This window comes from Leptospira saintgironsiae, assembly GCF_002811765.1.
In the GTDB taxonomy this organism is placed as follows: domain Bacteria; phylum Spirochaetota; class Leptospiria; order Leptospirales; family Leptospiraceae; genus Leptospira_B; species Leptospira_B saintgironsiae.
The window spans coordinates 260,849-272,656 of sequence record NZ_NPDR01000002.1; the positions used below are offsets into that span (position 1 = coordinate 260,849).

An 11,808-nucleotide genomic window follows, 5' to 3' on the forward strand; every position below is an offset into this window, starting at 1 on the left:
ACCGATTCTAAACTGTCCGGATAGATGCGGTTTTTTCGAAAACACTTCATTTCCTCGATTTCGGTCCTTCTTTATTTACCGATTTTACTCACGTTTGCATGTGCTGGAGTCCCCGGAAATTCTTCTATTCCAGAAAAACCTGCGGAAGTACAGGCAAGTATAGTAGATAAGATCGAAACCCAAATAGAAAAGTTATTTGGAAAAGAAGAAGATCCAGAAGTAGTAAAAGTCCTGTTGGGCGGGGACGTCATGTTTAATTGGGGAATCCGGGACACAATCAAGTCCAAAGGAGAATTAGCCCCAGTTAAAGGTCTCAAATCCCTTTTTGAAAGTGCAGACCTAAGAGTATTAAATTTAGAAACTCCAGTAGTATCCGAAAAAAGTTGGGATCACGGTAAGGCTTACGTATTCCAAGCAAAAGAATCTGATCTAGAAACTATGAGCTTTTTAGGAGTGGATCTTGTTTCTCTTGGGAATAATCACGCAATGGATCATGGTCCGGAAGGATTAGAAGAAACTCTTAAATTTTTAGAAAATAGAAAGATCTCTTCTATTGGCGCGGGAAAAAATATAGAATTCGCTTTTCGTCCATGGATCTGGGAAGGGAAGGATACAACTCTTAGAGTTTATTCTGCAACTAATGTAGCAGAAGGTAGATCTCATTATGCCGGACAAACTCCAGGTGTCATGCCTTTGGATCCGGAGTTGATTCTGAAAAAATTCCAGATAGAAAAATTCCAACTGAATTCATCTAAAACTTCTAAAAGAGATAAAAAATCTAAAGCGCTTCCTCCGGGAAAACAATTCAGAATACTTTCTCTTCATTGGGGAGTGGAATATTCTCCTTTTCCAACAATTGAGCAGAGAAAAATCGCAAAAACTTTAGCTGACAGTGGATTGGATATTATAGTAGGGCATCATCCTCATATTCCCCAAGGTATTGAGAAGCTAGGAAATACGATTGTATTTTATTCTTTGGGGAATCTGATCTTCGGAAGTAGGAACGCCTACTTAAATCATAACTTAATTGTAATACTTCATATTAAAAAAAGCAAATTGATCAATATTGAACTTGTTCCTATTTTCGGAAAATTCCAAAACGAGGATCATTTGGTCAGACCTCTTGAAGGAAAGGAAGCAGAGAATTTTTTAAAAGAAGTCGCAGTCCTTTCCCAAGACTTGGGCACTAAGATTCGGATCGATGGGGACAGGGCTTGGGTCGAATTGGATTAGGCTACGTTAGCCCAGTTTTCTATTCTCAATCCTGGAATTTTTTGGAAATGTTTTTCATTATTCGTAACTAAAGTATAGTTCAAATACAAAGCCGTAGAGCCGATGAGTAAATCAAAGTCCTCTACAGTATTACCTTTTTTCTGTTGGTTCGCTTTGAGTTCTCCAAACGTTTCCATAATTCCTTCGGTCAACTCTATCACAGGAAAAAGTTCGGCAATTCTTCGGACCGTTGCCAGATTTCTTTCTTTGTAAGAAGATTTTTGGGCTCCAAAGATCAATTCTCCATAGGTGATTACGGAAACTGATTTGATGGAGTTCTTACGATCCAAAAAATTTTGCCGAACAATTGGATCTTCTTTTAAGCTATAGATGATGATATCAGTATCAATCAAATAGCTCATCAGCATCCTTCCCTAGCGTGTTCTTGGTTCGAGAAGAGCGTATATCTTTTACGATCTTGTCTGGACTTCTGTCATCTACCCAGGAGCCTGATAATTCTAAGAAACCTAGGGTCTTACGTTCGGATTCTTTATTGTCGTGAGCTAGATAGTTCTCAATTAGAAGAACTACTTCTTGGCTTATGGATCTATGTTCCATTTCGGCCCTCCTTTTTAATGCTTCGTAAAGTCTATCGTCTATGTCCCTTACTTGTAAGTTCGCCATATTCTGAACCTCTCAGAATATTGTGCTTTTAATTTCATGAAATTGAAAGCACAATTCATGAAAAATTAGGTTACAGGGTAGAAAATGGATTCCTTCGCATTTTGGAGAGCCAAAGGATGGACTTGGAAAATGAAAATTAAGAAATGAAGAAGGTCCCGGAATACTCATTCTAATTACGCCTTAGAACCTTTTTTGGTGTCTAAGACGCCCAAATCTATTCCACTTGACCCCTTGCCCCTAAAGCCGAAAATAGGACAAAATTCGGTTCTTCTGCTCGCCGCATTTGCGCAGACGGGCATTTTCCCATAGGAGAAACTTTTGAGAAACTACGAGATTACTACAATCACGCGTTCAACCGCGAAGGAAGTAGCTAAAACTGAGGTCCTAGAGATCTTCAAAAAGCATTCCATCAACGTGACCGCAGAAGAAGAATGGGGTCAAAAGAAACTTTGGCATCCAATCCAACACCAAGACTACGGAATATTCACTCACTTCAAAGTGAATGCAGAACAATCCGCCTTAGAAAAGGTAGAGCGTGACTTTGGTCTTAACCAAAATTTACTGCGCTCTATGATCGTCCGCCTCAATGGCTAACGATATCAATCGGGTGACCCTTGTTGGGCGCCTGACCCGTGATCCGGAATTCAAAACCGTGAACGGGACTTCTCTTGTGAATTTTTCCTTAGCTAACGGTCGCACATACGTAACCGGCGGAGAGAAAAAAGAGGAAACTCATTTTTTCGACTGCGAGGCATGGGGAAAAGGCGCGGATATCATCCAGCAATACTGCAAGAAAGGCAAACAACTCGTGATCGAGGGACGCCTTAAGCAGGATACCTGGGAAACCATGGAAGGCAAGAAGGCCTCCCGCATTCGTATCGTTGTGGAAAATTTCCAGATGATAGGTGGTGCAAGGGAGAATGGAAGCGGAGAGTACGGCTCTTCTGCTAATAGCGGATCTTCTTCTTATTCGTCTGCTCAAGATGATATGGGAAGTTCCGGAACCGACGACGATATACCTTTTTAAAGAGGACAACATTCATGTCAGATAATGAAATACAAGAAGAATTAAAGCAGGAAATGACTGCTGAGGGCATGCCTTTAGATCAAGAAGGAGGACGCCCCCCTAAAAAACAAAACAAGTATAAGAAGAAAGTTTGCCGTTTCACTGCAGATCCTGAACTTGCTAAACAAATTAATTATAAGAACACCGAACTTTTGGAAAGATTCATCACTAACCGTGGTAAGATCATTCCAAGAAGAATTACTGGAACTTCTGCAAAGTATCAAAGGATCCTTGCGAGAGAGATCCGCAAAGCACGCAGTATCGGTCTTCTACCGTTCAAAGTAAACTAAGGAGAAACTAATGAGAGTAATATTACAAAAAGATGTTTCTAACTTAGGAGATGCTGGAGATGTAAAGGAAGTTGCGGACGGTTTCGCTCGTAATTTTCTTTTCCCTCAAAGACTCGCTGTAAGAGCTTCTGAAGGTAAGACCAAAATGGCTCTTCACCAAAGAAAACTTGCAGATCTTAAAAAAGAAAAACGCAAGAAAGATATGGAATCCATATCTTCTGGATTGAACGGAAAAGAATTCGAAATTTCCGTTAAAACCGGAGGTGGGGATAAACTTTTTGGAGCGGTAACTCCTGCTGATGTAGCAGCTTTGTTAAAAACCGCAGGATTCGAAGTAGACAAGCGCAAAATCGAATTCCCAGAGCCTATCCGTAACCTAGGTTCCTATAAATTGAAAGTGCGTCTTGCAGAAGGTATCCTCCCGACTATCACAGTTCATGTGAAGAAAGAGGAAGTCGTTTCTACCGAAGCGTAGTCCGGAACAAGAATGCAATCCGACTCCTTGTTTGAATTGGAATCCGAGAAATCTTTTCTCGGATTTCTGCTTCTTAAAGGAGCGGATAATCTAATCGATATCCCCCTCGTTCCTGAGGACTTTTACCAAGATACAAACAGAAGAATTTACAAGGCAATCCTGGACCTTGTGGACAAAAGGATCGCAGTAGATCCGGTCTCCGTCCTAAACTTCTTAAAAGAAAACTCTCTACTCAAAGATCCAGAAAGAGAATACGAATATATTTATTCTCTCTATAAGGATTCTGTAGTTTCCCATCCACTGGGTTATTATGCGGAAAGGATCAAACGTCTTTCCGAAAGAAGAAAATATTCTAAATTATTAATGAACGCTCTGGAGCTGATCCAGAAAGAACCGGGCGAAAACGAATCAGTATTCAATCAGATCGAACAAAGTCTTACAGATGTTTCTAGATCTGCAGATGTTAAAGGACTTCTTCCTGTTTCCGGGGATAAGGCGGCACTTTCCGAATATATCAAAGATATTATGGAGAGTAGAGGCCAGATCAAAGGTCTTAGAACCAATTTTACTCAGTTCGATGAGATGACTTCTGGTCTAAAAGAATACGAGATGATGGTTCTGGCAGCAAGACCTGGTAACGGTAAGACCACCTTAGCTCTGAATATTGCATCCAATGTTGCACTAATCCATAATCGACCAGTGGTGATATTCTCCTTAGAGATGAGTAGAATGGAACTTCTGCTCAAACTTGTATGCTCTTATGCTCAGGTCGAATCCAACAAATTAAAACGTTCTGAAGTGACTAAGTCGGATGCCCCCAAGCTGATCGATGCAATCATTAAGGTAACTTCTTCTCCTATTTATATTGATGACTCTGGCGCACTGAGTGTGGACGATTTTAAAGGAAGGGTTCGTAAACTTCTCACAAACGAAACACTTGGACTCATCATCGTGGACTATCTCCAGCTCATGAATGATCCCAAAAACAGGGACGGGGGAAGACAACAAGAGGTTTCCTCGATTTCCAGGGCACTCAAACAGATGGCCAAGGAAGCAAGATGTCCAGTTATCGCACTTTCTCAGATGAACCGCTCCATTGAACAGAGATCTAAGGACCAGAGACCTCAACTTGCAGACTTAAGAGAATCGGGAGCAATCGAGCAGGACGCGGATATAGTTACATTCATTTACCGCGGAGAGAAAGGAAAGGACGAAGAGGAAGATCCTAGAATGAAGGGGATGGCGGAAATCATCATCGCCAAAAACAGGTCCGGACCAACCGGTTCTTTTCCACTTGCCTTCCGACCTGAACTTTCCAGATTTGATAACGTGTAGTCCCGATTGCGGGAATCTACGAGCCGTTTTTATAATACAAAATAAGGAACTGGAATTTCTTTGGAAGATTGGATTTTAGAAGGTTATAAATCAAGAGCCTGGGCAGGAGAAGTAACTGATGCCCAAGAAGGAAAAACTCTCACTCTATTCGGTTGGTCTTTTCGATTCCGCGACCAAGGCGGAGTTATTTTTGTGGATCTACGCGACAGAACAGGGATCCTGCAAGTAGTATTACGTAAAGAAATCTTGGGAGAAAACTTTGCTGCTGCGGAAAAGATCCGTTCTGAGTATGTGATCGCAGTCCAAGGAAAACTCAAGAAAAGGGATGCAGAAAGTATCAACCCCAAGATGAAAACTGGGACAATTGAACTTGTCGTAGACCAACTCATCATTCTTAACTCTGCAAAAACTCCTCCATTCTCCTTGGATGAGTTCGAGGAGATTTCTGAAGAGAACAGGCTTAAATACAGATACTTGGATTTCAGAAGAGACGAACTTAAGAACAGAATGATCAAACGTCATGAGTTCGTATTCGCAATTCGTAATTATCTAAATTCTCGTAAGTTCGTAGAGATTGAAACTCCAATCCTGAATAAGTCCACTCCAGAGGGAGCACGTGACTTTTTGGTACCTTCTCGCCTTAACCCGAATTCATTTTATGCACTTCCTCAATCTCCTCAGATCTTCAAGCAGATCCTGATGGTAGGCGGAATGGAGAGATATTTCCAGATCGTAAAATGTTTCAGAGACGAGGACTTACGAGCGGACAGACAGCCTGAGTTCACTCAGTTGGATATGGAATTCTCCTTCGTATCACAAGAAGAAATTCTCTCAGAGATCGAAGGTTTATTCTCTAAAATCATGAAGGACGTGTTCAGTCTGGATTTCAAGGGTCCATTCTCTAGAATGCCTTATAAACAAGCGATGGAAGAATATGGTTCTGATAAACCTGACCTTCGTTTTGGAATGAAACTTGTAGATGTTTCCGAAATCGTAAAAGATTCAGATTTCCAAGTATTTGCCGGTGCAGTTGCAAATGGTGGAGTTGTAAAGGCGGTCTGTGTTCCTGGCGGTTCTATAATTTCCAGAAAGGAAATCGAAGATCTGACTGCTTGGTTGAACAGAGATTATAAAGCAAAAGGCCTCGCATACATGAAACACGGGGCAGAAGGATTAGAATCTACTATTACAAAACGATTCACTCCGGAAGCTCTTTCTAAAATTGCAAGCTTAGTCGGCTCAAAAGAAGGAGACATGGTCTTTTTCGGAGCGGATGAAAGAGAAATCGTAAATCATTCTCTGGGCGCATTGCGTCTGAAACTTTCGGAAAGATTTGACAAACCTGCAGAAGGAAGCTTTCATATTTCCTGGATCGTGGACTTTCCGATGTTCGAGTGGAACAAGGACAGCAAACGCTGGGATTCCTTACACCACCCGTTCACTTCTCCTGGAGATTCCAGTTTGGAAATTTTTTCTTCCGAGGAAAGACTCCAAAAAGAAGCGGGAAATGCTCTCGCAAAAGCCTATGATCTGGTGCTGAACGGTGTGGAGATCGGTGGAGGTTCCATTCGTATCCATTCCAAAGATGTGCAGACTCGAGTCTTCTCCACTTTAGGGATCGGACCAGAGGAAGCTAAAGAGAAATTCGGCTTCTTATTGGAGGCCTTGGAATATGGGGCACCTCCTCATGGAGGGATCGCATTTGGTATTGATAGGATCATGATGCTGTTGACTGGCGGAAAATCCATCAGAGATGTGATCGCATTCCCTAAAACACAGAAGGGTGTTTGTTTGATGAGTGAATGTCCGTCTGAAGTGGAAGAGAAACAGCTCCAAGAATTGAAGCTTAGGTTGATAAAGGTTTAATCGTATCAGGAAAGAACAATTTACTTTCGAAAACCAGGACCTGTATCGTAAGATCTGTGGGATCAACGATACGGGTGTCAAAAATTTGGAAAAACAATTGGAGATCGATCTAATCCCTAGAGGGAACGGTTTCCAGGTGGAAGGAATTCCAACAAAGGTAGAATTTGCCTTAGATTTTTTCAGATTATTGGAAACCAATTACCGGGATAGACCGGATAGGGATTTTACTGATTCCTTTGATTTCGGTTATCTTCTTAAACAAGCCACTCGTGAAAAGAAGAAGGAAGAGCGTAAGTCGGATGACGAGCCCTTCAAACCTAACGAAAAAATTCTCACAACATACAAGGGAAAACATCTTTATTCCAGGACAAAAAACCAGGAAAAGTATATTCAATCTTTCTTAAATAATCTGATCACTTTCGGGATTGGTCCCGCAGGAACAGGAAAAACATTCCTGTCTGTTGCAATGGCTTGTAGATTTTTGCAAAATGGGATCGTAGATAAGATCGTTTTAACAAGACCAGCAGTAGAAGCAGGGGAGAATCTTGGATTTTTACCCGGAGATCTGAACCAAAAGGTGGATCCATATCTTCGTCCAGTCTATGATGCCTTGAACGAATGTATTGGTTTTGAAAAAACCCAAGAATATATTGCACTTACTAAAATTGAGATCGCACCAGTTGCATTTATGAGAGGAAGGACTCTTTCCAAAAGTTTTATCATTTTGGATGAGGCTCAAAACTGTACTCTTGCTCAGCTTAAAATGATTATGACCCGTTTGGGCCGTAATTCCAGGATGTGTATCTCTGGAGATGTGACCCAAATTGACTTAGAACATGGTAGATCTGGTTTCGATCGTGTGGTAAACTTGTTCAGACAAACTGAAGGAATCGGCCAGGTGTTTTTCGGAAAAGAAGATATCACAAGACACCCACTGGTAGAAACCATCGTGAGGAAGTTCGAGGAATTGTAATGTTTCCTTTGGGATCACTATTAGAAAGAGGGATGGCTTGGATCACGGATACTCTGACCAAGATCCGTCCGATTTCTTTCGTGAGAAAATTCCAAGTGATTCTCACTGCGATCACGTTGATCATCGTGACTTGGATGCTTGCCATCCCATTTTTTGGTCAGGATAAAATTAATCTTTCTCAAGACGGTCCTTATTCAGAAGGCAAGAATGCTTTAGAAAAAGTTGTCTCCACCAAAGATATAGTTTACGAAGACGAAGAAAAAACAAAAGCCAAAAGACTAAAGGCATTTCAATCTGCTCCGAATTTTTTCGACAGAGATTATAGAGTTCTAATAGATATAATTCGTCCTGCTATCCTAGAAGATATGGAGAAATATAGGGAGCCTAAGCCTACTGGAGAAGTAAAAACTTCCGCAGAATTGCTGGCTGCAGTTCCGAGATGGAAGAATAGATCCAAAGAAGAGTTAGAACTTTTACTTAAAACTCCTGGAAAATCCAGAGTTCGCGATCTTGTCCAACAATATAGTAATTTGGTTTTTTCTAATTTTTGCATCTTGAGAGATCAACCTGCAGATTATACTGCGATCCGTTCTGCAGAAGCAAGAATTCGTAACTCTGGTGCGAGCGGAAACAAAGAACAGATCTCTTCTGTTGAGGGTACACTTGTGATCCCTCGTATGTATTTGTATAGAGATAGTGCTACTATCGATACTTTGAACCGTTTGGCTGCGGAGAAATTACAGGCCACGGATCCTCAGCTTCTTTCTGTGATCCAAAAACTTGCACTCACTTACGTGTATTCTAATCCGGCCTGTACTTATAATGCAGAAGAAACCAAAAATCAAAAACAATCTGTTATGGATAGGACGGAACCTGTTAGTAGCAGGATCAATGCAGGAGAGACTATAGTAAAAGCGGGCGAGACAATTACTCCTGATATCTATCAGAAATTACTGATAGTAAATAGATACGCGACTCGTGCGAATATTGCCTCCATCACATCTATTCTTCTTATCCAATCTATTTTTGTAATTATAGTTTATGCGTTTTTAAAGAAGTATAATCCAAAACGTTTGAATGACGTGTCCAGTAACGTGATCGTATTCACTTTGATCTGGTCCTTGGTATTATGGGCTTATCTTGCATCTAAAGCATTCTTTAGTTTTGAGAATAGTTACGATTCTGTCTTTTACTTTGCACTTGTGATCCCGACCGGAATGGTTTGTTTGATCTTGTCTATGATCTATGATGAACAATTATCGATTGCGATTGGATTTTTTCTTTCCTTCTTTGTGTTCGCGGCTTCGAGATATAATCCAACTTCTTTCATTTTAGCTTTTGTGATGACTGTGGTCGCGGCTACATATGGAAGAAAGATGAGGAAGAGGATCGATTTTATCAAGGCCGGTTTCTATATGGCCCTGGTCCAGATATTGATCTCTTCTTCCGGGTATTTGTTTGATTCCAGGAATTATTGGGTGGCAGTTCCGTCTGGTTCTTATTTGAGGGACCTTTGGGAATCGAATATATTCAGATTATATTTATTATGTTTAGTGAATGGATTTGTCTGTTCCACTTTGACTCAGCTACTTCTTCCAATTTATGAGTATGTGTTTAATATACCTACCAGATTTAAGTTGATGGAACTTGCAGATACTGGCCACCCGTTGCTGCAGGATCTGCTAACCAAGGCACCTTCTACTTATACTCATACCTTTCTAGTTGCCGCTATGTCTGAAAGAGCCGCTCAAAATTTGGAGCTGGATTGGCTTTTGACAAGAGTGGGTGTATATTTCCATGATATTGGTAAAATCCCGAATGCTGGTTTCTTTGTAGAGAATCAACACTTGATCCCTAAAAAGGAAAATATCGATAAGAATAACCCAGCTAAAGCCGCTAAGATCGTAATCGATCACGTTTTAGACGGAATTGAAATGGCTAAGAAGGCTAGGCTTCCAAGAGAAGTAATCGATTTTATTCCGGAACATCATGGGACTTCTACCATGGCGTTCTTCTATCATAAGGCGCTTGCAGAACTTTCTCCTTCTCAAAAGAAAAAACTCAAAAAAGCAGACTTTCAATATCCAGGTCCTAAACCTCAAAGAAAAGAAACTGCAATCGTCATGATTGCGGATAGTTTGGAAGCTGCAAGTAGGTCCTTGGAAGAAGTAACTCCCGAATCTTTGGATGCTCTTATCACTAAAATTGTGAACGGAAAATTGGCGGAAAACCAATTGGACGAATGTGGACTCACATTAGGAGATCTTGAAGTTGTAAAATTCTCCTTTAAAGAAGTTCTTCTCTCTAGTCTTCACTCTAGACCTAAATATCCTAAACCTGAGGATACAAAAGCTTTAGAAGAGAAGAACAAAAATATTTTGGGGAAACACGCCCCTAAGAGTCACTGACTTGTTCGAGTTCTCTTCGGATTTCGATCCGAATTCTCTTCCTAATTGGTTATCCGAATCTTCTCTGGAATCTCGTTGGAAAATTTTAAGTACATTCTCTTTTCCTAATATAAATACTCATATTTCTTTGGTTCTAACTGACGATGAATCGATCCAAGAATTGAATCGTGTGCGAAGAGGGAAAGATTATCCAACTGACGTGCTTTCCTTTCCTTTAAGTTTTGATCTGACTCCTTGGGAACTTCCCCCCAACAAAAAAGAAAATTTCGGACCTATCCTGAGTTTAGGAGAGATTGTGATCTCCTGGGATACATGCAAAGCTCAGGCAAAAAGTATAGGTCATAGTGAAGAAGATGAATTTTTCAGATTATTCGTGCATGGTTTTTTACATTTAATCGGTTATGATCATGAACGTGGAGAAGAAGACGAGGCTCTAATGAAGGAGAAGGAGGATCTATGTCTGGATCTAGTCCTGGGGCCTTAAAGAAAACCACCGGAATTGTAATGGAAAGCCGCATCCTTCCGGAAGGAGATGCATTCTTGCGACTTCTACCAGAAGAAGGAGAAGTAGGAAGTTTCCGAGTAAAAGGGATCAAAAAAAGTAAAACAAGACCTATTGCAGCAGTCGAGCCGGGATCTCTTACCGTATTGGATTATTATTTCACCCAAGGAAGAGAAACGTTTAACGTAAAAGAAATTGGATTAATCAGAAGATTCGATAAGGCAAAGACAGGATATTCGGGAACCGTTTTGGTTTCTTATCTAGTCGAACTTGTTTCCTCTTTTTTAACAGAAGGAGGCTCCCATCCAATGGAGTATAAACTTCTTCTCGGCGCCTTAAAAGAATTGGATGAAGACGGATACAAACCTGTATTCTTGCCCTTTTTCAAACTGAAGTTATTATATGTGGGCGGCTTTTTATCCAAGGAAATAGAATGTGCAAGCTGTGGAAAAAATCTCTCGGAGATCGAGGCCTGCAGTTTGGACGAAACCCATTTCGAAATAGTCTGCGGAGATTGTGGAAATCCTAAACCGGACAAGTATGGACTTGTATTATTCGTCCAAGATTGTTTGGCATTGAGATACAGGGACCTAAAGGACAAAAAGATTTCCCTTGAACTCCTGAAGGAGGCGGATAGCTTAAGCAACCGGGCCTTAAAACCTCTTCTTGGAAAAAGACTTAAATCGGAACCTATGCTCTACGAATCCTTAGGGGAAAATCTTGGATAAACTTTTTAAAACTGCATTTTTACTTATCTATACTATAGGTCTGATTTTTCTGATCATTCTTCAGGAAAGATGGGGGAAGAAGGATATCCCACCTCGTCCCGTTATCTCTGAGGCTTCCAGGAATTGCCAATATCTTGAATGTATCCTCAGGGAGAAAAATCTGGTCCTTGGGGCCCTGGATAAAAGTTGGAAACTGATCGGAAACAAAAGGCTGTTTCCTGACTGGGATGATAACTCCCTTAAAAAATAGGAATTACTACAAAAGACAG

Annotated in this window: 14 protein-coding genes; 12 read left to right on the plus strand and 2 right to left on the minus strand. The window is 40.8% G+C overall.

Translation table 11 applies throughout. The annotated features are described in order from the left end of the window. Positions 1–24: 24 nt before the first annotated feature. Complete coding sequence (locus CH362_RS06210; RefSeq protein ID WP_100709501.1) at positions 25–1,233, plus strand: CapA family protein; 1,209 nt, start codon at positions 25–27, stop codon at positions 1,231–1,233. Here CH362_RS06210 and CH362_RS06215 read toward each other — a convergent pair. Both CH362_RS06215 and CH362_RS06220 read right to left on the minus strand, forming a co-directional pair. After that, positions 1,230–1,634 carry a type II toxin-antitoxin system VapC family toxin gene (locus CH362_RS06215; RefSeq protein WP_100709502.1) on the minus strand — a complete coding sequence of 135 codons (405 nt, stop codon included), beginning with the start codon at positions 1,632–1,634 and terminating at the stop codon, positions 1,230–1,232. The two genes, CH362_RS06210 and CH362_RS06215, sit on opposite strands and share 4 nt — an antisense overlap. Then, complete coding sequence (locus CH362_RS06220) at positions 1,618–1,896, minus strand: FitA-like ribbon-helix-helix domain-containing protein (protein ID WP_100709503.1); 279 nt, start codon at positions 1,894–1,896, stop codon at positions 1,618–1,620. Before CH362_RS06220 ends, CH362_RS06215 begins: the two co-directional genes overlap by 17 nt. A gap of 318 nt (positions 1,897–2,214) precedes the next feature. Here CH362_RS06220 and rpsF point away from each other — a divergent pair, with 318 nt between their 5' ends. The 11 genes from rpsF to CH362_RS06275 all read left to right on the plus strand — a co-directional run bounded on the left by rpsF (position 2,215) and on the right by CH362_RS06275 (position 11,789). Next, complete coding sequence (rpsF, locus tag CH362_RS06225; protein ID WP_100709504.1) at positions 2,215–2,490, plus strand: 30S ribosomal protein S6; 276 nt, start codon at positions 2,215–2,217, stop codon at positions 2,488–2,490. Next, positions 2,483–2,923, plus strand: coding sequence for a single-stranded DNA-binding protein (locus CH362_RS06230; protein ID WP_100709505.1), 441 nt, complete (start codon positions 2,483–2,485; stop codon positions 2,921–2,923). Before rpsF ends, CH362_RS06230 begins: the two co-directional genes overlap by 8 nt. Positions 2,924–2,937: 14 nt before the next feature. After that, entirely contained in the window at positions 2,938–3,252 is a 315-nt protein-coding gene (gene rpsR / locus CH362_RS06235; RefSeq protein WP_100709506.1) for a 30S ribosomal protein S18, read from the plus strand. A gap of 10 nt (positions 3,253–3,262) precedes the next feature. Further along, positions 3,263–3,727 carry a 50S ribosomal protein L9 gene (gene rplI, locus CH362_RS06240; protein WP_100709507.1) on the plus strand — a complete coding sequence of 155 codons (465 nt, stop codon included), beginning with the start codon at positions 3,263–3,265 and terminating at the stop codon, positions 3,725–3,727. Positions 3,728–3,739: 12 nt separating this feature from the next. Continuing rightward, positions 3,740–5,062 carry a replicative DNA helicase gene (gene dnaB / locus CH362_RS06245; protein ID WP_100709508.1) on the plus strand — a complete coding sequence of 441 codons (1,323 nt, stop codon included), beginning with the start codon at positions 3,740–3,742 and terminating at the stop codon, positions 5,060–5,062. A 60-nt stretch (positions 5,063–5,122) separates the two neighbouring features. Continuing rightward, positions 5,123–6,928, plus strand: coding sequence for an aspartate--tRNA ligase (gene aspS, locus CH362_RS06250; protein WP_100709509.1), 1,806 nt, complete (start codon positions 5,123–5,125; stop codon positions 6,926–6,928). A 4-nt stretch (positions 6,929–6,932) separates the two neighbouring features. Further along, the gene (locus CH362_RS06255) at positions 6,933–7,901 is read left to right on the plus strand and encodes a PhoH family protein (RefSeq protein ID WP_100709510.1); all 969 of its coding nucleotides are present in this window, start codon (positions 6,933–6,935) and stop codon (positions 7,899–7,901) included. Next, a complete protein-coding gene (locus CH362_RS06260) occupies positions 7,901–10,309 on the plus strand; it encodes an HD family phosphohydrolase (protein WP_100709511.1) in 2,409 nt (802 codons plus the stop codon). Before CH362_RS06255 ends, CH362_RS06260 begins: the two co-directional genes overlap by 1 nt. A gap of 64 nt (positions 10,310–10,373) precedes the next feature. Continuing rightward, a complete protein-coding gene (gene ybeY, locus CH362_RS06265) occupies positions 10,374–10,793 on the plus strand; it encodes an rRNA maturation RNase YbeY (protein ID WP_425269027.1) in 420 nt (139 codons plus the stop codon). Then, a complete protein-coding gene (gene recO, locus CH362_RS06270; protein WP_100709513.1) occupies positions 10,766–11,539 on the plus strand; it encodes a DNA repair protein RecO in 774 nt (257 codons plus the stop codon). Before ybeY ends, recO begins: the two co-directional genes overlap by 28 nt. Continuing rightward, entirely contained in the window at positions 11,532–11,789 is a 258-nt protein-coding gene (locus CH362_RS06275) for a hypothetical protein (RefSeq protein ID WP_100709514.1), read from the plus strand. The genes recO and CH362_RS06275 overlap by 8 nt, the downstream gene beginning before the upstream one ends. The last annotated feature ends 19 nt before the right edge of the window (positions 11,790–11,808 follow it).

Bases quoted from the DNA above. Each gene is read 5' to 3' on its own strand.
- CH362_RS06210 (WP_100709501.1), top strand. From the start codon at position 25: ATGCGGTTTTTTCGAAAACACTTCATTTCCTCGATTTCGGTCCTTCTT.
- CH362_RS06215 (WP_100709502.1), bottom strand. From the start codon at position 1,634: ATGAGCTATTTGATTGATACTGATATCATCATCTATAGCTTAAAAGAA.
- CH362_RS06220 (WP_100709503.1), bottom strand. From the start codon at position 1,896: ATGGCGAACTTACAAGTAAGGGACATAGACGATAGACTTTACGAAGCA.
- CH362_RS06230 (WP_100709505.1), top strand. From the start codon at position 2,483: ATGGCTAACGATATCAATCGGGTGACCCTTGTTGGGCGCCTGACCCGT.
- rpsR (WP_100709506.1), top strand. From the start codon at position 2,938: ATGTCAGATAATGAAATACAAGAAGAATTAAAGCAGGAAATGACTGCT.
- rplI (WP_100709507.1), top strand. From the start codon at position 3,263: ATGAGAGTAATATTACAAAAAGATGTTTCTAACTTAGGAGATGCTGGA.
- dnaB (WP_100709508.1), top strand. From the start codon at position 3,740: ATGCAATCCGACTCCTTGTTTGAATTGGAATCCGAGAAATCTTTTCTC.
- CH362_RS06260 (WP_100709511.1), top strand. From the start codon at position 7,901: ATGTTTCCTTTGGGATCACTATTAGAAAGAGGGATGGCTTGGATCACG.
- recO (WP_100709513.1), top strand. From the start codon at position 10,766: ATGTCTGGATCTAGTCCTGGGGCCTTAAAGAAAACCACCGGAATTGTA.